General features: G+C 72.9%; 19 protein-coding genes. 10 read left to right on the top strand and 9 right to left on the bottom strand.

Annotated elements, in window-relative coordinates:
- Window positions 1-31: 31 nt before the first annotated feature.
- The 3 genes from ACIBI4_RS12660 to ACIBI4_RS12650 all read right to left on the bottom strand — a co-directional run bounded on the left by ACIBI4_RS12660 (window position 32) and on the right by ACIBI4_RS12650 (window position 3,312).
- The gene (locus tag ACIBI4_RS12660; protein WP_399203726.1) at window positions 32-925 is read right to left on the bottom strand and encodes a hypothetical protein; all 894 of its coding nucleotides are present in this window, start codon (window positions 923-925) and stop codon (window positions 32-34) included.
- 106 nt (window positions 926-1,031) lie between these two features.
- Window positions 1,032-2,537 carry a hypothetical protein gene (locus ACIBI4_RS12655; RefSeq protein WP_399203725.1) on the bottom strand — a complete coding sequence of 502 codons (1,506 nt, stop codon included), beginning with the start codon at window positions 2,535-2,537 and terminating at the stop codon, window positions 1,032-1,034.
- Window positions 2,538-2,613: 76 nt separating this feature from the next.
- Entirely contained in the window at window positions 2,614-3,312 is a 699-nt protein-coding gene (locus ACIBI4_RS12650) for a GntR family transcriptional regulator (RefSeq protein ID WP_399203724.1), read from the bottom strand.
- Window positions 3,313-3,477: 165 nt separating this feature from the next.
- Between ACIBI4_RS12650 and ACIBI4_RS12645 the strand changes: the two genes are divergently transcribed.
- The 5 genes from ACIBI4_RS12645 to ACIBI4_RS12625 are packed head-to-tail and all read left to right on the top strand — an operon-like array spanning window position 3,478 to window position 7,955.
- On the top strand, window positions 3,478-4,800 hold the full coding sequence (locus tag ACIBI4_RS12645) for an MFS transporter (RefSeq protein ID WP_399203723.1): 1,323 nt from the start codon (window positions 3,478-3,480) through the stop codon (window positions 4,798-4,800).
- An 11-nt stretch (window positions 4,801-4,811) separates the two neighbouring features.
- Entirely contained in the window at window positions 4,812-5,621 is an 810-nt protein-coding gene (locus tag ACIBI4_RS12640) for a putative hydro-lyase (protein ID WP_399203789.1), read from the top strand.
- 44 nt (window positions 5,622-5,665) lie between these two features.
- Window positions 5,666-6,424 carry a LamB/YcsF family protein gene (locus ACIBI4_RS12635; RefSeq protein WP_399203722.1) on the top strand — a complete coding sequence of 253 codons (759 nt, stop codon included), beginning with the start codon at window positions 5,666-5,668 and terminating at the stop codon, window positions 6,422-6,424.
- Window positions 6,421-7,071 carry an allophanate hydrolase subunit 1 gene (locus ACIBI4_RS12630; RefSeq protein WP_399203720.1) on the top strand — a complete coding sequence of 217 codons (651 nt, stop codon included), beginning with the start codon at window positions 6,421-6,423 and terminating at the stop codon, window positions 7,069-7,071. The genes ACIBI4_RS12635 and ACIBI4_RS12630 overlap by 4 nt, the downstream gene beginning before the upstream one ends.
- A complete protein-coding gene (locus tag ACIBI4_RS12625; RefSeq protein ID WP_399203719.1) occupies window positions 7,068-7,955 on the top strand; it encodes a biotin-dependent carboxyltransferase family protein in 888 nt (295 codons plus the stop codon). The genes ACIBI4_RS12630 and ACIBI4_RS12625 overlap by 4 nt, the downstream gene beginning before the upstream one ends.
- Window positions 7,956-8,040: 85 nt before the next feature.
- Here the strand turns inward: ACIBI4_RS12625 and ACIBI4_RS12620 are convergent, their stop codons facing one another.
- From ACIBI4_RS12620 to ACIBI4_RS12600, 5 genes are all read right to left on the bottom strand, one after another.
- The gene (locus ACIBI4_RS12620; protein WP_399203718.1) at window positions 8,041-8,871 is read right to left on the bottom strand and encodes an SGNH/GDSL hydrolase family protein; all 831 of its coding nucleotides are present in this window, start codon (window positions 8,869-8,871) and stop codon (window positions 8,041-8,043) included.
- Window positions 8,868-10,007, bottom strand: coding sequence for a glycosyltransferase (locus ACIBI4_RS12615; RefSeq protein WP_399203717.1), 1,140 nt, complete (start codon window positions 10,005-10,007; stop codon window positions 8,868-8,870). The genes ACIBI4_RS12620 and ACIBI4_RS12615 overlap by 4 nt, the downstream gene beginning before the upstream one ends.
- Window positions 10,004-11,131, bottom strand: a complete 1,128-nt coding sequence (locus ACIBI4_RS12610; RefSeq protein ID WP_399203716.1) for a glycosyltransferase family 4 protein — start codon at window positions 11,129-11,131, stop codon at window positions 10,004-10,006. Before ACIBI4_RS12610 ends, ACIBI4_RS12615 begins: the two co-directional genes overlap by 4 nt.
- A gap of 154 nt (window positions 11,132-11,285) precedes the next feature.
- Window positions 11,286-12,695: a HEAT repeat domain-containing protein gene (locus ACIBI4_RS12605; RefSeq protein WP_399203715.1), complete on the bottom strand. Its 1,410-nt coding sequence runs from the start codon at window positions 12,693-12,695 to the stop codon at window positions 11,286-11,288.
- Window positions 12,696-13,003: 308 nt separating this feature from the next.
- Entirely contained in the window at window positions 13,004-13,396 is a 393-nt protein-coding gene (locus ACIBI4_RS12600; RefSeq protein ID WP_399203714.1) for an ankyrin repeat domain-containing protein, read from the bottom strand.
- A gap of 273 nt (window positions 13,397-13,669) precedes the next feature.
- Between ACIBI4_RS12600 and ACIBI4_RS12595 the strand changes: the two genes are divergently transcribed.
- Window positions 13,670-13,864, top strand: a complete 195-nt coding sequence (locus ACIBI4_RS12595; protein ID WP_399203713.1) for a hypothetical protein — start codon at window positions 13,670-13,672, stop codon at window positions 13,862-13,864.
- A gap of 46 nt (window positions 13,865-13,910) precedes the next feature.
- Entirely contained in the window at window positions 13,911-15,608 is a 1,698-nt protein-coding gene (locus tag ACIBI4_RS12590) for a hypothetical protein (RefSeq protein WP_399203712.1), read from the top strand.
- A gap of 53 nt (window positions 15,609-15,661) precedes the next feature.
- Here ACIBI4_RS12590 and ACIBI4_RS12585 read toward each other — a convergent pair whose 3' ends face one another.
- Entirely contained in the window at window positions 15,662-17,161 is a 1,500-nt protein-coding gene (locus ACIBI4_RS12585) for a PLP-dependent aminotransferase family protein (RefSeq protein WP_399203711.1), read from the bottom strand.
- 157 nt (window positions 17,162-17,318) lie between these two features.
- Here ACIBI4_RS12585 and ACIBI4_RS12580 point away from each other — a divergent pair, with 157 nt between their 5' ends.
- Genes ACIBI4_RS12580 through ACIBI4_RS12570 form a run of 3 tightly spaced genes read left to right on the top strand, consistent with a single transcriptional unit; the run spans window position 17,319 to window position 20,129 of the window.
- Window positions 17,319-17,972 (top strand): YitT family protein, encoded by a 654-nt coding sequence (locus tag ACIBI4_RS12580; RefSeq protein WP_399203710.1) that lies wholly within the window; start codon window positions 17,319-17,321, stop codon window positions 17,970-17,972.
- Window positions 17,969-18,733, top strand: a complete 765-nt coding sequence (locus ACIBI4_RS12575; protein ID WP_399203708.1) for a glycerophosphodiester phosphodiesterase — start codon at window positions 17,969-17,971, stop codon at window positions 18,731-18,733. Before ACIBI4_RS12580 ends, ACIBI4_RS12575 begins: the two co-directional genes overlap by 4 nt.
- Before the next feature lie 43 nt (window positions 18,734-18,776).
- Window positions 18,777-20,129: an MFS transporter gene (locus ACIBI4_RS12570; RefSeq protein ID WP_399203707.1), complete on the top strand. Its 1,353-nt coding sequence runs from the start codon at window positions 18,777-18,779 to the stop codon at window positions 20,127-20,129.
- The last annotated feature ends 75 nt before the right edge of the window (window positions 20,130-20,204 follow it).

Raw genomic sequence — 20,204 nt, 5'->3', positions numbered from 1 at the left:
CTGCGGGGAGGGCGGCAGGCAGGGGCCGCGGTCAGGGGCTGTCGGCGTGGAAGGGCAGTCCCGCCCCGTCCACCAGCTCCAGGTCCTCGTCCGCGGTAGGCACGGTCAGGCTCGCGGAGCCGTCGCTCACCGGGACGACCCCGAGGTCGAGCAGTTCGGCCATGGCGGCGGAGCCGGCCATGTCGCGCACCTGCAGCTGATAGCGCGGCGTGGTGCGGTACGTGCCCCCGGAGTCGTCCCCGGTGCGCTGCAGGAACCCGGAGTCGGTGAGGAACGCGGCGGCCTTGGAGACGATGCCGGTGGTCGAACCGGCCAGCCGGCGGGCGTCCTTGGTGGCCCCGGTCGCGCTGCGCCGCGCCCAGATCCGCCAGGCGGATTCGAGGCCCGGTGCGTCGGAGGCGGGGTCGGTGTTCTCGCCGGCCTCCTCGGCGCGCTCCTCCAGGCGCTGACAGGCCTGCCGTACGAAGGCGTCGACGCCGTTGACCGTGATACGTCCGATGTACCCGTCGTCCGCGAGGTCCTCGGGGCGCGGGAAGGCGAGCGCGGCAAGGGCCAGGTGGGCGAGGCCGTGCAGGAAGCGGTCACCCGCGTCGGAGTTCGCGCGCCGCGCGTAGTCGCCCATGCGTACCGCGAACAGTGAGTCCTCGGCTGCGGTCACCGCCATGCCCGCGCGCGGCGACACCTCGAGGACGACCAGGCCGAGACCGCTGGCCACGGCGTCGGCGAGGCGGGCGAACGGCGGGTCCTCGCGATAGCGGCGGAGCAGCTCGGCGTACTCCGCGTCGCGCGCGGGCAGCAGCTTCGGCTGCAGGCCGAAGGAGACGAGCCGCGCGGCGTCGGCCACGTCGGCGGGGGTGACCGGTGCGGGCGCGGGGCGTGCCTCGGGCTCGCCCCAGGCGCCGGTCTCGACGTCCTTGTCGGTCACGGGCGGGGCTCCTTGTCGCGAGCGGTGGTGAACGTGAGGTGGGATCGGGCGGTGGTGAACGCACGACGGGATCGGGCGGTGGTGAACGGAAGTCGGGGCACGGCGGTCACGCGGCCTCCGTCCGGTCGGCGGCCATCCCGACGGCGTCGAGCAGCGCGGTGCCGACGACGAGGTCGGCGCCGCCGAACTCCGGGTCGTCGAGCTCGGTTCCGTCGTCGACGGCGAAGAGCAGCTTCTGCTCGCCCTGCCGGTAGGCCGTACCGACGGGCGGACTCGCCGCGTGCACCGCCAACAAGGCGACCAGATAGGGCAGTTCGGGGTCGATGCGGCGCGCCTCGGCCAGCAGACCGGAGAGGCGGCGCGGCGCTTCGTGCTCCAGATCGAGCAGCTCCATGGCGCGCGCCAGCTGCTCCTCGGTGAAGCGGCTGTCGTCGGGCGTGGCGATCAGATCCGGCTCGGGCATCTCGGCGCCCAGGTGCTCGCGCTCCAACGGCGGCGTGAGCAGTATGTCGACGAGATCCCCGACCCGTACGGACGTGGGGGTGCGCAGCCCGGTGCCGCGGGCGAAGAACGCGTCGGTCACCCGCAGTGCGTCCGCGACCGGCAGCGGCAGGAGCGGCGCCACGAGCTGCCCGTAGAGATCGAGGCCCACGCGCCCGGACGGCGGCGCGAACGCCTGCCGGTCCTGCTCGGCACGGAACAGCGGCCCCGCTTCGAGGAGCCGGGACTGCAGCTGCGTATGGCGGCGGATGCAGTCCTTGACGATGTCGACGAGCTCGGCGGCGCGGCGCTTGTGCTCAGGGTCCTCGGCCTCGTCCCGCGCCTTGCGGATGTTGGTCAGGATCGCGTTCTCATGGCGGTAGCGGTCGGCGACGTGGTCGAGCGCCTCCGCGATCATGTCGGGCACGGCCTCGAGCCAGTCGACCGCGCGCACATTGCGCCGGGTCGCGTCCAGGGCACGCCGCAGCGTCTCCGAATACTGCACGGTGCGATAGCGGGCCTGCTCGGCGGCGAGCTGGGCGTCGGCGAGCCGCCCGCGGCTGATCAGGACCTCCAGCTTCACCTCGGCGGCGATCTGCGCGCTCGTGACGTCGGTGTCGAGGGCGCCGACCAGCACATTGACGGCTTCGTCGGTCGTCCGGAGGTAGACACCGCCCCCGTACCCCGGCACCTCCTCGATCAGCTTGAAGTCGTAATCGCGGCGGACATAACTGCCATCCGGGGCGAACGTGCCGTACACGGCACGGAACCCGCGGTCCACGCTGCCGACGTTGATCAGGTTCTCCAGGACCCAGCGCGCCACCCGCTCGTGCTCGGCGGCCGGGCGCCGCGGGGCCTGGGCGGCGATCCGCGGGACGAGGCGGGCCACGATCTGCTCGTGGTCGGCGCCCGTGTCGAAGTCCATGTTGAGCGTGACGAGGTCGATCGCCGAGAGCGCCACCTCGGCCATCGCATAGACGGTGTACTCGCCGGCGAGGTTGGCCTTGCGCACATCCAGGTCATGCAGCGGGGCGGTGCACGCGAGCGCGCGCAGGCGCCGCGCCAGGCCCTCGTCGGCGGCCGGGCCCGGTGCCGGAGACGGATGGATCTTCGCCGGGGCAGGAGCAGTCACGACGTAGACATTAGGCGCTCACACTGACAACGACCGAAACGAGGCAGTTCGGCCCGCTTGCCCGATGTGCCGCGCCTCACATCCCGGCGTCGCCGTCGTCCCCGCCGAGCCGCTTCGCGTACGCCGCCACGACGCGCTTGCGCGAGTCGTCGAGATAGCCCGCGAGCAGCTTCTCGGCGGCCGCACGTCCGCCGCTCTCGAGCGTCTCCAGGAGCTCGGCGTTGCGGGCGAGATACGGCTCGTGCAGCCGGTGCGGGTCGTCCACCAGGTGGAAGGCGAGCCGGAGTTCGGCGAAGACGCTGAGCATCAGTTCGTCGGTGCGCTTGCTGCCGGCGAGGGCGACGAGTTCGCCGTGGAAGCGGATGTTGGCCGTTCCGACGCCCGCCCAGTCCTCCTCCGCCGCGGCCCGCCGTCCGTCGTCGACGGCGCCGCGCAGTCCGTCGAGCCGGTACGGCGGCTTGCCGAGGCCGCGTACCACCGCGCATTCGACGAGCTGCCGGGTGCGGTAGATGTCCTCGACGTCCTCGACGGTCAGCACCCGTACGAAGACACCGCGGTTGAGCTCGTGGACCAACAGCCGTTCGTGCGTGAGCAGCCGGAATGCCTCGCGCAGGGTGTTGCGCGAGACCTTGAGCGCCGCGCCGATCGCCTCCTCGGAGAGCCGTTCGCCGGGCGGGAAGTAGCCGTCCGCGATCCGGCCTCGCAGGATGCCGGCGACCCGCTCCGCGGTGCTGGTACGGCTCAACAGCGCACGGTCGTCCACGAGTCCGTTCATGGTCAGGATTCAACCGCAGAATCCCGGAACCTCCAACATTCGACCGGGAGGATCCAAGAACCTTTCTACATGGGTATTGAGGGATCGTTGAACAATCCTCTACGGTGACGACTACCGCACAGGCAGCAGCCCACCTCCTCCCTTCACCGACAGCGAGGTGCACGGATGACCGCGACCCCACCATCCCGCGACCTGACGACCGCACCGGCGACCGCTCCCCGGACGCCCGCGGACCCGGACCACCAACTCCCCGAGGACCAGGGTCCGTTCGCCTGGCTCAAGGCGCTCGGCCCGCGCGGCCGCAGGGCCTTCGGCGGGGCGTTCGGCGGCTACGCCCTGGACAGTTACGACTACTTCACGCTGCCGCTGAGCATGGTCGCGATCGCGGCGTACTTCGGCCTCGACAACGGCCAGACCGGCCTGCTCACCACCGTCACCCTCGTCGTCTCGGCGGTCGGCGGCGCGCTCGCCGGAGTGCTCGCGGACCGCATCGGACGCGTCCAGGCCCTGATCGTCACGGTGGCCACGTACGCCGTCTTCACCGTGGCCTGCGGCTTCGCGCCCAACTACGAGACGCTGATGGTCTTCCGCGCGCTGCAGGGCCTCGGCTTCGGCGGTGAATGGGCGGTCGGCGCGATCCTCGTCGCCGAGTACGCGAGCGCCAAGCACCGCGGCCGCACCCTGGGCGCGATCCAGAGCGCCTGGGCGGTCGGCTGGGGTCTGGCCGTCGTCGTCTACACGCTGGTGTTCCAGTTCCTGGACGCCGACACCGCGTGGCGCGTCATGTTCTTCACCGGCGCCCTGCCCGCCCTGCTCGTGCTCTACGTCCGGCGCAATGTGCAGGACGCCCCCGAGGCCGCCGAGGCGCGCAGGAAGAACCCCGACCGGGGCAGCTTCACGGCCGTCTTCAAGCCCGGCCTGCTGCGTACCACCCTCTTCGCCGGACTGCTCTCGACCGGTGTGCAGGGCGGCTACTACACCCTCGCCACCTGGGTGCCGACCTTCCTCAAGAACGAGCGCGGTCTCACCGTCGTCGGCACCGGCGGCTATCTGGCGGTGCTGATCTCGGGTGCGTTCATCGGCTACCTGACCGGCGGCTACCTCACCGACGTCCTCGGCCGCAAGTGCAACATCGCCCTCTTCGCCGTCCTGTCCGCGGCGTGCATCCTGGCGTTCGGCGCGATCCCCGAGGGCTCCAACGGGCTGCTGCTCGTGGTGAGTTTCCCGCTCGGCTTCTGCATGTCAGCGATCTTCAGCGGCTTCGGTTCCTTCCTCGCCGAGCTCTACCCGACGGCCGTCCGCGGCACCGGTCAGGGCTTCACGTACAACACGGGACGCGGCGTGGGCGCCGTCTTCCCGACCCTCGTCGGCTTCATGTCGGACAGCTGGGGTGTCGGCGGCGCGCTCGTCTTCGGCGCGCTGGCGTACGGGATCGCCGTGATCGCCCTGTTCGGACTGCCGGAGACCCGCGGCCGGGAGCTGCTGTGACACGGCACGCGATGGGGCGCGCGGGCGAGACGGACCTGCCGGCCACGCACCGCCGCAAGCCCCGTGCCGCCCGCGCACATTTCCGTGCGGGCGCGGACGAGCCGACGGCGGGCTGGGCGCCCGGCCACACCCAGGCCAACCTGATCGCGGTGCCCGCGGACTGGGCGTACGACATGCTCCTGTTCTGCCAGCGCAACCCGAAGCCGTGCCCGGTGCTCGACGTCACCGACGCGGGCGTGTGGCGCACCCGTCTCGCGCCCGGCGCGGATCTGCGCACCGATCTGCCGCGCTACCGGGTGTGGCAGGACGGCGTGCTGACCGACGAGCCGGGCGAGGTGACCGGGTGGTGGCGGGACGATCTGGTGACGTTTCTGATCGGCTGCAGCTTCACCTTCGAGGGGGCGCTCACCGCCGCCGGTATCCCGATGCGCCACATCGAGCAGGGCCGGAACGTCCCGATGTACCTCACCGACCGGCCGTGCCGCGGTGCGGGCCGGCTGCACGGCCGCATGGTCGTCTCGATGCGGCCCATCGCGCCGGAGCAGCTCGCCGCGGCGATCCGCGAGACGGCCCTGCTGCCCGCGGTGCACGGCAGCCCCGTGCACTGCGGGGACCCGTCGGTCCTCGGCATCGCGGACCTCGGGCGGCCAGACTTCGGCGATCCGGTGGACGTGCACCCGCACGAGATCCCGGTGTTCTGGGGCTGCGGTGTGACCCCGCAGGCGGCGGTCATGGCCTCACGGCCGCCGTTCGCGATCACGCACGCTCCCGGCCGGATGCTCATCACCGACACCCGTGACGACACGTACCGCGTCATCTGACACCCGCCACGGCCGACCCACGCACCGAAAGCACCCACGCACCCATGAGTCCTGTGATCGACCTCAACGCCGACCTCGGCGAAGGCTTCGGGCGCTGGCGGCTGACCGAGGACGAGCAGTTGCTCACGGTTGTCACCAGCGCCAACATCGCCTGCGGCTTCCACGCGGGCGACGCGGCCACCATGCGCCGGGTCTGCGAGCAGGCGGTGGAGCACGGGGTGCGGATCGGCGCCCAGGTCTCGTACCGCGACCTCGCCGGTTTCGGCCGGCGCGCGATGGACGTACCGGCCGACGAACTGGCCGCCGAAGTGGCGTACCAGATCGGCGCGTTGGAGGTCTTCGCGCGCGCGGCCGGGGCGGGCGTCTCCTATGTGAAGCCGCACGGCGCGCTCTACAACCGCGTGGTGCACGACGAGGAGCAGGCGGGCGCGGTCGTCGACGGCGTGCTCCTGGCGGGTGCGCTGCCGGTGCTCGGGCTGCCGGGCTCACGTTTCCTGGAGATCGCGGGCAAGGCCGGTCTGCCGGTGGTCGCGGAGGCCTTCGCGGACCGCGCCTACACGGACGAGGGCACGCTCGTGCCGCGTACCCGTGAGGGTTCCGTGATCGCCGACCCCACGGCGGTGGCCGAGCGTTCCCTGCGACTCGCCGCCCGCGGCGAAGTCACCTCCCTCGACGGCCGGTTGATCGCGGTGCGCGCCCGCTCCCTCTGCCTCCACGGCGACACGCCGGGCGCGGTGGAGCTGGCCCGCGAGATCCGGCTGCGTCTCGAACGGACCGGCGTGGAAGTGGCGGCCTTCGCATGAACGTGCCCGTCACCCCCACCCGGCGCATCCTCCCGATGGGCGCCGACGCCCTGCTCGTCGAACTCGACAGCGGACCGGCGGCCGAGGCGCTGCACGCGGAGCTGGTACGGCTGCGCGCGGCGGGCGGCTTCCCGGCCGTACGCGAACTCGTCCCGGCCGCCCGCACGGTCCTGCTCGACGGCCTGGGCGAGCCCCCGCGCCAGGTCGCGGCCCGCCTCGCCGCGCTCCCCGTACCGCCCGTACCGGCCGCGTCCCATGAGGTGATCGACCTCCCGGTCCGCTACGACGGCCCCGACCTGCAGGAGGTCGCCGGCCTCTGGGGCGTGCCACCCGCCGAGGTCGGCCGCATCCACTCCGCCCTCGAATTCCGCGTCGCCTTCTGCGGGTTCGCGCCCGGCTTCGGCTATCTGACGGGCCTGCCCGAGCAGTACGCGGTACCACGCCACGCCTCCCCACGTGCCGCGGTCCCTGCCGGAGCGGTGGCCCTCGCGGGCCCGTACACCGGCGTCTACCCCCGCTCGTCCCCCGGCGGCTGGCAGCTCATCGGCTCCACGAACGCGGTCCTGTGGGACCACACGCGCACCCCGGCGGCCCTGCTCGCACCCGGCACCCGGGTGCGGTTCCGGATCCGCGAGGAGTCCGTATGACCGACCGCGCCGTCGTGGTGGTGCGGCCCGGTGCGCTGACCACGGTGCAGGATCTGGGCCGCCCCGGCCACGCCCACCTGGGCGTCCCGCCGTCCGGGATGCTCGACGCGCCCGCGGGCCTGCTCGCCAACCGGCTCGTCGGCAACGCTCCGGAGGCGGCCGTCCTGGAGAGCACCCTCAACGGCGTTTCCCTGCGCCCGCGTTGCGCGGTGACCATCGCGGTCACGGGCGCGCCGTGCCCGGTCACGGTCGACGGCCGTCCCGCGGCCTGGGGCGCACCGGTCCATGTGCCGGCGGGCGCGCTCCTGGACGTCGGGCAGGCGACTTCAGGGGTACGTTCCTACGTCGCCGTCTGCGGCGGCCTGGACGTCGACCCGGTCCTCGGCAGCCGCGCCACCGACCTCCTCTCGGGCCTCGGCCCACCCCCGCTCGCCCCCGACACGGTGCTCCCTCTCGGCCCGGCACTCCACGCCCCCGCCCTGGTGGACGTGGCCCCTCAACCCTCGCCCCCCGCGGAACTCCTCCTCCACATCACCTTCGGCCCCCGCGACACCTGGTTCACCCCGGCCGCCCTGGACACCCTCACCACCAGCACGTACTACGTCTCCCCCACGAGCAACCGCATCGCGCTCCGCACCGAGGGTCCTCCCCTGGAACGCGCCACACCCCGTGAACTCCCCAGCGAGGGCCTGGTCACAGGAGCCCTCCAGGTCCCCCCGAACGGCCACCCGCTCCTCTTCCTCGCCGACCGTCCGACGACGGGGGGCTATCCGGTGGTGGCAGTGGCCCGCCATACGGACCTCGCCGCGGCAGCGCAGGCTCGCCCGGGGACACCGGTCCGTTTCGTGGCACTCGGCGCCCCATCCGGCCCCGCCGGCGTGTGAGGCGAACCGCAAATCGGTACAGCCGGGAAGGGGCGGGGTGGGGGAGAAAAGCCCGCCGCGGGCGCCCCCGCCCCCACCTCCACCCTCAAAGAACCCCCGCCACCGCCGAGGCCGTCGCCCGAGCAGCCCGCACATCAAGCACCACCGACGTCCCCGCCAGCCGGTGCCGCACCTCCTCCACCGCAAGCCCCACCAGCTGCGGCACCAGATCCGTACACCTCCGCACCACCCACCCGGTCCCGGCCGTCGCCAGCCACAGCACCCCGGCCGACCGTGACGGCATTCCGTCCACCTCGACCGAGGGCGCGCCACCCACCGCCAACCCCTGCTCCACGAGCCGCGCGTGGAACCGTGCCGCCAGCATCCGATGCCCGAGCTCTCCGGGATGCAGCCGGTCCGCGCTCCACATCCCCCGGTCCGCCGCCCACGCTTCGCCGGCGACGTGCACATGCACGGCCCCGTACCGTTCCGACAGTGCGTGCACCACGGTGTTCACCGACCGCTGGCGCCGCGCGAGCGGCCGGCCCAGCGCGGACGGCAGACCGAGCATCGTGCCCGGATCGGGCAGACACGCGGTCAGCAGCACGGCGCCGCGTCCCGCGAACTCCGCGTAGACGGCGTCGAGCCTGGACGCCACCGCACGGATGTCGAACGTGTACCGCAGTGTGTCGTTGACGCCCACGAGCACCGAGACCACATCGGGCGAGAACGCCACCGCACGCGGCAGTTGCTCCATGTGCACCTCACGCGTCTGCGCCCCGCTGACCGCGAAGTTCCGGAATTCCACGCCGCGTCGAGCATCGGCCAGCGCGGGCGCGAGCAGCGCCGCCCACCCCCGCCAGCCGCCCTCGACGCGGTCCCCGACCCCTTCGGACAGCGAGTCCCCCAGCGCGGCGAACCGCAGGGCCCGGTTCATGACCGCACCACGGACCCGGCCGCCGCGTCATGCGCCCCGAGGAACGCCGCGACCGCCCGGTCCCATCCGAAGCACTCGGCCCGCACACGGGCACGGTGGCGCCGCACGGCAGGGGGCCACCCCAGCACTTCCTCCACGGCATCCGCGAAGGCCGAACCGTCATCCGCCGCGACGACCCCCGCCGCACCCAGCACTTCCTGCAGCGCCGAGGACGCACTCGCCACCACAGGAGTCCCGCACGCCAGGGACTCCAGTGCGGCGAGCCCGAAGGTCTCGGCGGGACCGGGCGCCAGGCAGACATCGGCCGCACCTTGCAGAGCGGCGAGCCGACGCCGGTCGGCCATGTGCCCGAGGAACGTCACCGGCAGGGCCCACGCCCGCGCCCGCTCCTCCATCCGCCCTCGCAACGGCCCGTCCCCTGCCACGACAAGCCGCACCGGAATCCCGCGCCGCCGCAGCACCCGTACCGCATCGATCGCGATCCCCGGCCGCTTCTCGACGGAGAGCCGTGAGCACAGCGCAACCACCACCTCGCCGGGGTCCGAACCGGCCCCGGGGTGCGGCCGGAACACCTTGAGGTCCACCCCGAGCGGAGCCCGCACCACGTTCCGCGCCCTGATCCGTACGAACTCCCGCTCGGCCCACTCGGTGGTGCACACCACGCGTGCATAGGCGTGCGCCGTGCGCCGGTTGAGCCGGTCCGCCGCCCGGCCGGCCGCCGCACGCGGCAGCCCCCAGGTCCGCAGCACCCCGTCGGCCGTCTCGTGCGAGACCATCACGGCGGGCACCCGCGCCCGCCGCGCCCACTCCCCGGTCCAGCGCAGCGTCGTACGGTCGCTGACCTCCAGCCGGTCCGGCGCGAGTTCCTCCAGCAGCCGCGTCAGCGCGGGCCGGCCGGTCAGCACGCGATAGCCCCCGGTGCCGGGCAGCAGCGGCCCGGGCACGGTGATCACCCGCCCCTGACCGGTCATACGGTCCGAGGCGCGTGCCCCCGGCACGACGAGCACGGGCTCATGTCCCGCGGCCCGGTAGCCGGCGCCCAACTCCCGCAACGCCGTCCGCAGTCCACCGGAGGCGGGTGCAACGAAGTTGGCCATCCGGACGATCCGCAGCCCTTCCCTCGCGTACCCGCTCATGCCGCCACCGCCGCCCGCGCGTCGAGTACCTCGGCGTAGTGCCCGAGGAGCCGGTCTCCGACCGCCTCCCACGTGCGGCCCAGCACGGCGGCCCGCCCGGCCCGCCCGAACGCGGCGCGCAGCGCGGGATCGGCGGACAGGGACCACACCGCGTCCCGGAAGGAGGCCGCGTCGTCGGGCGGTACGAGCAGTCCGGTGCGGCCGTGCGCCACGAGGTCGAGGGGTCCGCCCGCCGCCGGCGCGATCACGGGCACACCGCAGGACATCGCCTCCTGCACGGTCTGGCAGAAGGTTTCGTACGGTCCCGTGTGCACGAAGAGGTCCAACGAGGCGAAGATCCGGGCGAGTTCACCGCCGGTGCGCCGCCCCAGGAAGTGCGCCCCGGGCAGCGCGGCCCGCAGCGTGGTCTCGCTCGGCCCGTCCCCGGTGATCAGGACGCGTACGCCGGCCATCCGGCAGACGTCGGCGAGCAGATCGACCCGCTTCTCGGGCGCGAGCCGCCCCACGTATCCGACGAGCAGCTCGCCGTCGGGCGCGTACCGGCGCCGCAGGGCCTCGTCCCGCAGCGCCGGATCGAAGCGCACGGTGTCCACTCCGCGCGGCCACAGTCCGACCCGCGGGATCCCGTGTGCCACAAGCTCGCGGACCGCGGAGGCGGAGGGGGCGAGGGTCCGGTCGGCGGCCTTGTGCACGGCGCGGATCCGGCGCCAGGCGGTGGCCTCGCCCGCGCCCACGTAGGTGCGCGCGTAGCCGGCCAGGTCGGTCTGGTAGACGGCGACGGCGGGCAGCCGGAGCCGGGACGCGGCCGCCATGCCGCGCACGCCGAGCACGAACGGGCTCGCCAGATGGACCAGTCGGGCGCGGTGGGAGCTCAGCGCCGCCGTGACCCTGCGGCTCGGCAGCGCCACTCTGACCTGCGGATAGCCGGGAAGCGGCAGCGAGGGGACGCGCACCACGGGACAGGGCGCGCCGGCGTCGGCGAGGGGGTCGTGGCCGGCCGTGGCCGGGGCGACGACCAGGGGCTCATGGCCGCGCCGTACGAGGTGGCGGGCGGTCTGCAGCGCGCAGTGCGCCACGCCGTTGACGTCGGGGGGAAAGGATTCGGTGACGATGACGACACGCATACCGGTGTTGTCGTCGTCCGCGGCGTGGTGGCGCCAACGTGGATCTTTCCGGCGAGGAAACGTCCCATGAGCGTTCCGCTCCGCGAGCGGGGGCGGCCTCCGGCCGCCCTCCTGCGTCCCGCTCCCCCGCTCTTACGGGCCGGCCCGGTCCGGCCTACGCGTCGGGGCCGATCCGGCTCCGTACGACCGTCTGCACCTCGGTCTCCTCGGCCGGGTCGGCGGCGAGCCGGCGCAGCTGCTCGACGACGCGGCTGTCGGCGGTCTCCGCGTGCCGTGCGGCGAGTTCGCGGGTGGTCTCCTCGCAGTCCCAGAGGCACTCGACGGCGAAGCCCGCGGCGAAGGAGGGGTCGGTGGCGGCGAGCGCACCGGCCGCGCGTCCCCGCAGGTGCGAGGAGGCGGTCTCCCGGTAGATGTGGCGCAGGACGGGGGCGGCGCACGCGATGCCGAGCCGTCCCGTGCCGTCCACGAGGGTCCACAGCGTGGGCCCGTCGGGTCCCTCGGCCCGCACGGCCTCGCGCAGCGCGCCGAGCACCAGCGTGGCGTCCTCGGCGCCGCCCCGGCAGGCGAGCACCCGCCCGGCTGCGGCTCCGAGCGCGTCGGGCCGGGTCGCCCAGCCGCGGGCGCGGTCCAGGGCGCTGTCGTCGGTCATCCGCTCGAAGGCGTCGACGGCTGCGTCGATCACGGTCTGCGAGCCGTCCGCCAGGGCGGCTTCCACGAGGTCGAGCACGACGGGATCGCGGGTGTCGGCGAGGTAGCGCAACGCGGTGCTGCGTGCCCCGTCCGACCCTGATCGCGCCGCGGAGATGATCTCCGGCAGGTCGTCGGGTCCGGCCACGGCGGCCAGGCACCGGGCAGCCGGAACGTGACGTCCTGCGCCTCGCTCCATCGCCTCCTCGGCCCAGGCGAACACGGCGGAGACACTCCAGCCGGGACGTGGCCCGGACGGCCTGAGCTGGCGTTGCCACTGGTCGAAGGAGCCGCGCTCACCGGCCGCGCGCACGCGCGCTCCGACGGTGTCGCGGGGATCCTCGGCCCACAGGCGCCATGGCCGCGGTTCGAAGGCGTCGCGCACGGCGGCCGACAGTTCGGCGTCCCCTTCCGCGGTGCGCGGGAAGCGGGCGAGCACGGGCTCGGCGAGGGCGCGCAGCGCGGAGTCCTCGTCGCGCAGCGCGAGTTCGTCCAGGGCCCAGGCCCAGTTGGCGCCCTCGGCGGCGTAGCGGCGCAGCAGCATCAGCGCGTCGTCGCGGCCGTACGAGGCGAGGTGGCCGAGCACGGCCAGGGCCAGGCCGGTACGGCACTCCTCGTCGTCGAGCACGTCCTCCGCGCAGAAGAGGTGCTGCGCGATGTTCTCCAGGGAGCCGTGCAGATCGAGGTAGAGCCGCGCGTAGTACAGCGAGCGGTTCTCGACCTGCCAGTCGTGGCGGGGATCGCTCAGCACGCAGTGGTCGAGGGCGGCGAGCGCTTCCTCGCGGGGGGCGGTGAGCGCGTGCAGTGTGCCGTCGCCGCGGCCTCGCTGGAGCAGGCCGAGCAGCGTACCGCTGGGCGCTATGACCGTGTCGAACATGGAAAGAGCCTCACATCAAGCGTCGACGCAACAGGGGGTTCGCATTACCTGCCGGCGCGACAACACGTGCGGCTGCCTGTCGTCTGCTGCTTGCTGTAAGCCATCTTCCTCTGCCTCTCGGTCGGCGGCCCCGGGTAGGGCCGGTCACGGTGCGCGTGCTGCGGCATCTGCCCAGCAGTCGTGTCCGTGAATCACGACGTCATGATGGCCCAGCCGCTTCGGCCGGGTCGACCAGATTTCCGCTGACCCCCCGCGTACCCCCGTCATCCCCTGAAATACCGGCCCCGCAACACCAGGGGCCAGGGGACCTACCGCGCGCCGAACAGCTCCAGGAGATCGGTCTTGCCGAACATCCGCGCCGTGTCGACCGCCGACGGCGTCCCCGCGGCCGGATCGGCCCCGCCGTCGAGCAGCACCCCGATCACCTCGGACTCGCCCTTGAAGACCGCGCCCGCCAGCGGCGTCTGGCCGCGGTCGTTGGCCCGGTCGGCGTCCGCTCCGCGCTCCAGGAGGACGCGGACGGCTCCGGCGTGCCCGTGGTACGCGGCGAGCATCACGAGGGAGTCGCCGCGGTCGTTGGTGAGATTCACCGGTACGCCGGCGTCGACGTACGCGGCCAGCGTCTCGGTCTCGCCCTGGCGCGCCAGATCGAAGATCTTCGTGGCGAGCTCCACGACCTCCGGATCGGGTACTTGCGTCATCGGCCGGACCTTTCCCTGGGTGGCCGCATCACATCGGCCGTACGAGTGAATCGACAGCGTACTGCCCGTCACAGCACATGCGTGCCCCCGCCCGCGGCAAAGATCACCTCGGGCCCCGTGCGGCCCTGACACCCGCCCGGGCGGCTCACCCGCATGCGGCCATACGAGGGAAATTAGCCGAATTTCACCCAGTTGCACCTTTTATCGCATGGATACATGCTGTGAGCCTGGAAGAACTCATGGTGACTGTCCCCCTCAACCAGGAGAACTCTCATGATCCTTTCCATCTCGGGTGTAGTGCTGCTCGGCGTCATCGCCTTCCTGTTCTTCCGCAAGGACGGACTCAAGGCGTCCCACGCGCTGGTCTGCGCCCTCTTCGGCTTCTACCTGGCGGGCACGCAGATCGCCCCCAGCATCCAGGCCGGCGGCGCGAGCCTCGCCAACCTCCTCGGCGGCATCAAGTTCTGACCGCCGCCCCTCGGTTCACAACGGATCACAACTTCAGGAGTACGACGTGGCCAGGCGACCACTCCCGCGCATTCTGACCACCCCTTCCGCGTCGATCACACGCAGCAGGGAACTGGCCAGAACGGCAGCCGACAGCGCCACGGACGTGCTCCATCCGTTGATCACCATCACTCGGGGACTGCGCCGCCTCGCATCGGCTGGGCGGCGCAAATGGAGCGAGACACCCAAGGACCGCCGCGGACCCGTCCTGTTCCTGGTGGCGTCCTGTCTCCTCGTCGTGGTCCTCGTCCCCTACGGCCCGCTGCTCGCCCTGGTCGTCCTCATGGCGGTCGCCGCCTGGACCGGCCGCGACCGCACACCGGTGCAGACGGGCCCGGACGAGAGCCAGCTCCAGCGCCTCCAGACCCTCTACGAGGCGCTGGTCCCGTATTTCTCGGTCGCCGACGACCCCAGCCCGCTCTATGCGCACGGCGGCGAGTGGGACAAGGTGTTCACCTCCCACACGTTCGACGACAACGGCCGCATCAGCAGCCTCTCCCTGCGCTACCCCGCGTACTTCACCGACGGCGAGGCCTCGTCCCGGGCCCGCATCGAACAGGTGCTGCACGCGAAGTCGGGGCGCGGCCGCGAGTACCACTTCGAGTGGGACGAGGAGGGCAACGAGCTCACCGTCGACGTTCTGCCGCCGCTGCCCACCGACCTCGCGGCGCAGCGCTTCGTGACCACCCCCGGCGAGACCGTCCTCGGCTTCACGGACGAGACCGCCGTGCAGCGCACGCTGCCCGTGACGGACGGGGACGAGCAGCGCGACGTACCGCCCGTCGTCTGGCGCACGGGCCCCCGCTCCACCGAGCCGCATCTCCTGATCGTCGGCCAGCCAGGCAGCGGCACCACAAGCCTCATGCGCTCCATCGCCCTGCAGGCCCTGCAGAACGGCGACGTCCTGATCGTCGAGGGCAGCGGCACCGGCGAGTACGCCTGTCTGACCGGGCGCCGCGGCGTGCTCGGCGTCGAGTGCGGGCTCGCCGGAGCGGCCGCCTGCCTGGAGTGGGCGGCGCACGAGACGGAGCGCCGGCTCATCGCGGCGAACCGCGCCCGGCAGGCCGGTCACCCCGCGCCCGAGGACACCCGCCGTCCCCTGTGGATCCTGCTCGACCGCCCCAGCGTCCTCGGCCACCTCGCCGCGGCGGACGGGCGCCCGGACCCGCAGGCGCTGCTGCAGGTCCCGCTGCGGCACGGGCGCGCGGCGAGCGTCACAGTCGTCGTGGCCGACCAGTTCGACACGATGGACGCGCTGAGCGAGCCGGTGCGCCGGCACACCCGGGCCCGCGTGGTCCTCGGTTCGGCGCCCGCCGCTCAGATCGAGACGGTGCTCGGCACCGCCCCGCACACCACCCCCACCCCGGAGGTCCCGCCCGGCCGCGGCTACGCGCGGCTCGGCACGGGCCCGGTCCACCGCCTCCAGGTTCCGGCCACCCCGGACCCGTACGACGACGCGACCAGCGACACGCACCGGCGCGCGGTGCTCGACCTGCTGCCGGAACGGGTGGCGCCGCAGGACGACGTGAGCATCGTGGGTGCGGGGGACGACCCGGGTGTCGTGGGCGCCGGGGAAGGCGCGAGCGCTGTTCGGACGGCGGACGGCCCGGGTGCTGTACGCGCGGCGGACGACCCGGGTGCTGTGCACGCGGCGGACGGCGCGAGCGCGCCGGGCGATGGCGAGCTGAGCCCGTCCAACGTCTGACCTTTGCCCCAGGGCAACCGACCGCGGGCTCCGGGGGCGCCCGCGCTCCCTCCTTACGCGACGAACGTATGCGGCTGCAGCGCCCCGCCCCCGGCTCCCCCTTCGACGAGCCGGGCCGCGGCGGCCAGCCGTACGGCGGCCTCGTCGGCCAGTGCCCCGCCCACGGTGAACGGCAGCCGTACGAAGCCCTCGAAGGCGCCGTCCACACCGAACCGCGGCCCGGACGGGACCCGTACGCCGACCCGCTCGCCGACCTCGGCAAGGCGCGACCCTGACAGGCCGCCGGCCCGCACCCACAGGGTCAGTCCGCCCGCGGGCACCTCGAAGTCCCAGGCGGGCAGCTCGCGGCGGACGGCGGCGACCAGGGCGTCCCGGTTCTCCAGGGCCTGCGTCCGCCGGATGGTCACGGCCTCCTCCCAGCCGCCGGTGCTCATCAGCCAGTTGACGGCCAGCTGCTCCACCACGGGCGTCCCGAGATCCGCGTACGCGCGGGCCGCGACCAGCGACCGGATGACATCCGGGGCGGCCCGCACCCACCCGATCCGCATCCCCGCCCAGAACGCTTTGCTCGCCGAGCCGACGGTGATCACCGAGGAGCCCGCGGGGTCGAAGGCGCAGACGGGCCGCGGCATCTCGAAGCCGGGCTCCAGCCACAGTTCGTTCATCGTCTCGTCGACCACGAGCACCGTCCCGGCCGAGCGCGCCGCGTCCACGAGCGCTCGCCGCTGGCCGTCGTCCGGCAGCGCACCGGTCGGGTTGTGGAAGTCCGCCACGACATAGGCGAGCCGGGGCGCCGAGTCGCGCAGCACCTGCCGCCAGCGCTCCAGGTCCCAGCCGGTCAGCCCCTCCCCCATGGCGACCGGCACCAGACGCGCGCCCGCCTCCCGCATCAGCTGCAGGATGTTCGCGTACGAGGGCGATTCGACGGCGATGCGCTCGCCGCGACCGGCGAAGAGATGGCAGATCGCGTCCATGGCGCCCATCGCACCGGTGGTGACCATGATCTGCTCGGGCATGGTCGGGATGCCGCGCTCGGTGTAGCGGTCGGCGATCATCTGCCGCAGCGCGGGCAGCCCGGCCGGGTAGTCGCCGTGCGTGTGGGCGTACGGCGGCAGCTCCTCCAGCGCGCCCTGCACCGCCCGCGTCAGCCACGGCTCGGGGGCGGGAAGCGCCGCGCAGCCGAGATCGATCATCGAGCCGAGCGCCTCGGGCGGCAGCGGCTCCAGGCCGCGCGCGGGCAGCGGATTCCCGGCCGGTACGGCCGTCCAGCTCCCGGCGCCCCTGCGGGACTCCAGGAAGCCTTCGGTGCGCAGTGCCTCGTACGCGGCGGCGACGGTGGTCCTGCTGACGTTGAGCGAGACCGCCAGTTCGCGCTCGGCGGGCAGCCGCGCGGCGACCGGGACCCGGCCTTCGAGGACGAGAGTGCGCACACCGTCGGCGAGCGCGCGGTAGGCGGGCGGGCGCCGGCTGCCGGGGCCCGCGGGACGGGCCTGCTGCGACGTGATGAGGCGGGCGAGTTGTGTGGCACCCACCGCCGAAGTCCACTGCGCCATGAAACCAGTCCACCTTCCCCGAATTGGCCCTATCGGCCATCTCCTGGCAAGCCACAGAGTGTCATGCGTGGACCTGTGAAGGCCACTCCCGATTGCGACGCAGGCCACACGGCAGTCCGCGGCCGGGACCAAGGAACGCACCACCGAGGGGGACACCTTGCAGCGCGGCACCCATCTGACCCGCCGCCTCATCCAGCTCTATGCGGGTCTCACGCTGTACGGCGCGAGCTCGGCGCTGCTGCTGCGCTCGGGTCTCGGCCTCGAACCGTGGAACGTGCTGCACCAGGGCCTGGCCGAGCGCACCGGACTCACGATCGGCGTGGTCTCGATCATCATCGGCGCGCTGGTCCTCGTGCTGTGGATCCCGCTGAAGCAGCGCCCGGGGCTCGGCACGGTCTCCAACGTGTTCGTGGTCGGTCTCGCCATGGACGGCACCCTGGCCCTCATCCCGGACGCGGACGGCTGGACGCTGCGGATCCTCGCGATGGCCACCGGAATCGTCCTCAACGGTGTGGCCACCGGCCTCTACATCACGGCCCGCTTCGGCCCCGGCCCCCGCGACGGCCTGATGACCGGCCTCAACCAGGCCACCGGCTGGTCCATCCGGCTCGCCCGCACCAGCATCGAGATCGCCGTGGTCGCCACCGGCTTCCTGCTCGGCGGCACGGTCGGCGTCGGCACGGTCGCGTACGCGCTGGCGATCGGCCCGCTCGCCCAGTTCTTCCTGCGCTTCTTCGCCATCCCGGGTGCGGACGGCGGCAGCCGGGTGGTCGCCGCCGCGCCACGCAGGCGCGCGATACTGCGTCGGTGAGCACACCGAACCGCCACCCCTACCTCGACGCCCCCGTACCGCTCGCCTTCGCCCACCGCGGCGGGGCGGCGGACGGTCTGGAGAACACCGAGGCCGCCTTCCGCTCCGCGGTCGCCTCCGGCTACCGCTATCTGGAGACGGATGTGCACGCGACGGCGGACGGAAAGCTCGTCGCGTTCCACGACACCACCCTCGACCGTGTCACGGACGCCGACGGCGCCATCGCCGATCTGACCTGGGCCGACGTGAGCAGGGCACGGATCGGCGACCAGCCGGTCCCTCTCTTCGAGGACCTCCTCGAAGCCTTCCCCGAGGCCCGCTGGAACGTGGACGTGAAGGCGGAGCCCGCGCTCGGCCCCCTGCTCGACCTCATCCGCCGCACCGACAGCTGGGACCGCGTCTGCGTCGGCTCGTTCTCGGAGTCCCGCGTCGCCCGCGCCCAGCGCCTGGGCGGCCCGCGCCTGGCGACCTCGCTCGGCACCACCGGCGTCCTCGCGCTGCGGCTGCGCTCCCTCGGCCTCCCCGCGAAGGTGCGCCGTTCGGCCGTCGCGGCCCAGGTCCCCGAGACGCAGTCCGGGATCCGCGTGGTCGACCGCCGCTTCGTGCGCACCGCCCACGCACTGGGCCTCCAGGTCCACGTATGGACCGTGAACGACCGGGCACGGATGGAGCGACTCCTCGACCTGGGGGTCGATGGCATCATGACCGATCACACGGGGACACTGATCGAGGTGCTCAAGGAGCGCGGGGCCTGGGCCTGAGCGCACCGAGGCGCCGCCTCGACGGGAGCAGCGAGGGGGCGCGGTGGGCACGGACACCGTCATGGAGCGCAGCGACGGAGACCAGCGCCGGCGCGAGCAACGCGGCTGGTACTTCTACGACTGGGCCTGCTCGGTCTACTCGACCACCGTGCTCACGGTGTTCCTCGGCCCGTATCTGACGGAGATCGCCGAGTCCGCGGCCGGAGCGGACGGTTTCGTCCACCCGCTCGGCATCCCGGTACGCGCCGGCTCCTTCTTCCCGTACGCCGTGTCCGCCTCGCTGATCGTCGCGCTGATCGCGATGCCGCTGGCGGGCGCCGCGGCCGACCGCACGGGCCGCAAGAAGCCCCTCCTCGCGGCCGCCGCCTATCTGGGCGCGGCGGCCACGACGGGCATGTTCTTCCTGGACGGCGACCGCTATCTGCTCGGCGGTCTGCTGCTCGTGATCGCCAACGCCTCGTTCGCCGTGGCGATGGCGCTCTACAACGCGTACCTGCCGCAGATCGCCACACCCGAGGAGCGCGACGCGGTCTCCGCCCGCGGCTGGGCCTTCGGCTACACCTCCGGCGCGCTGGTCCTCGTCCTGAATCTGGTCCTCTATCTCTCCCATGACTCCTTCGGCGTCTCGGAGGGCACGGCGGTACGGATCTGTCTCGCCTCGGCGGGCGTGTGGTGGGGCGTGTTCGCCCTCATCCCCCTGACGAGACTGCGCGACCATCCGCGTGATCCCGCCGAGCTGCGGGAGCCGGCGGCGTCCGGGGGCTGGCGCCAACTGCGCGCCACTTTGCGGGACATGCGCCGCCACCCGCTGACCCTGGCCTTCCTGCTCGCCTATCTCGTCTACAACGACGGCGTCCAGACGGTGATCTCCCAGGCCTCGGTGTACGGCTCCAAGGAGCTGGACCTCGATCAGTCCACGCTGATCGTGGCGGTCCTCCTGGTGCAGGTACTCGCGGTCGGCGGCGCGCTCGGGATGGGGCGGATCGCCCGGGTGTACGGGGCCAAGCGGACGATTCTCGGTTCGCTGGTCGTATGGACGCTCATCCTGGCGGCGGGCTACTTCCTGCCGGCCGGCGCACCCGTCTGGTTCTTCGTCCTGGCCTCCGGGATCGGCCTGGTCCTCGGCGGCACGCAGGCGCTTTCGCGGTCCTTGTTCTCGCATCTGGTGCCGCGGGGCAAGGAGGCCGAGTACTTCTCCGCGTACGAGATGAGCGACCGCGGCATCAGCTGGCTCGGGCCGCTGATCTTCGGCCTCACCTACCAGGCGACGGGCAGCTACCGCTCGGCGATCATCTCCCTGGTCGCCTTCTTCCTGCTCGGCTTCCTGCTCCTGGTCCGGGTGCCGGTGCGCCGCGCCGTGGAGGCCGCGGGGAATCCCGTGCCCGAGCGGATCTAGCGTCGGATTGGGCACAGGGAGACAAAGGCCGGTAGTGTACGCCTTTGGCCTGCCAGGCGTACCGTTCCTTCACGC

It is taken from the genome of Streptomyces sp. NPDC050418, assembly GCF_044458745.1.
Lineage (GTDB): Bacteria > Actinomycetota > Actinomycetes > Streptomycetales > Streptomycetaceae > Streptomyces.
This window is presented reverse-complemented; position numbering and strand designations above follow the sequence as displayed.

What these genes read in the sequence shown, in the direction of transcription:
- ACIBI4_RS12635 (WP_399203722.1), top strand. Translation starts at nt 5,666, where the DNA reads ATGAGTCCTGTGATCGACCTCAACGCCGACCTCGGCGAAGGCTTCGGG.
- ACIBI4_RS12585 (WP_399203711.1), bottom strand. Translation starts at nt 17,161, where the DNA reads ATGGCGCAGTGGACTTCGGCGGTGGGTGCCACACAACTCGCCCGCCTC.
- ACIBI4_RS12645 (WP_399203723.1), top strand. Translation starts at nt 3,478, where the DNA reads ATGACCGCGACCCCACCATCCCGCGACCTGACGACCGCACCGGCGACC.
- ACIBI4_RS12615 (WP_399203717.1), bottom strand. Translation starts at nt 10,007, where the DNA reads ATGAGCGGGTACGCGAGGGAAGGGCTGCGGATCGTCCGGATGGCCAAC.
- ACIBI4_RS12625 (WP_399203719.1), top strand. Translation starts at nt 7,068, where the DNA reads ATGACCGACCGCGCCGTCGTGGTGGTGCGGCCCGGTGCGCTGACCACG.
- ACIBI4_RS12640 (WP_399203789.1), top strand. Translation starts at nt 4,812, where the DNA reads ATGGGGCGCGCGGGCGAGACGGACCTGCCGGCCACGCACCGCCGCAAG.
- ACIBI4_RS12630 (WP_399203720.1), top strand. Translation starts at nt 6,421, where the DNA reads ATGAACGTGCCCGTCACCCCCACCCGGCGCATCCTCCCGATGGGCGCC.
- ACIBI4_RS12600 (WP_399203714.1), bottom strand. Translation starts at nt 13,396, where the DNA reads ATGACGCAAGTACCCGATCCGGAGGTCGTGGAGCTCGCCACGAAGATC.
- ACIBI4_RS12610 (WP_399203716.1), bottom strand. Translation starts at nt 11,131, where the DNA reads ATGCGTGTCGTCATCGTCACCGAATCCTTTCCCCCCGACGTCAACGGC.
- ACIBI4_RS12650 (WP_399203724.1), bottom strand. Translation starts at nt 3,312, where the DNA reads ATGAACGGACTCGTGGACGACCGTGCGCTGTTGAGCCGTACCAGCACC.
- ACIBI4_RS12620 (WP_399203718.1), bottom strand. Translation starts at nt 8,871, where the DNA reads ATGAACCGGGCCCTGCGGTTCGCCGCGCTGGGGGACTCGCTGTCCGAA.
- ACIBI4_RS12605 (WP_399203715.1), bottom strand. Translation starts at nt 12,695, where the DNA reads ATGTTCGACACGGTCATAGCGCCCAGCGGTACGCTGCTCGGCCTGCTC.
- ACIBI4_RS12595 (WP_399203713.1), top strand. Translation starts at nt 13,670, where the DNA reads ATGATCCTTTCCATCTCGGGTGTAGTGCTGCTCGGCGTCATCGCCTTC.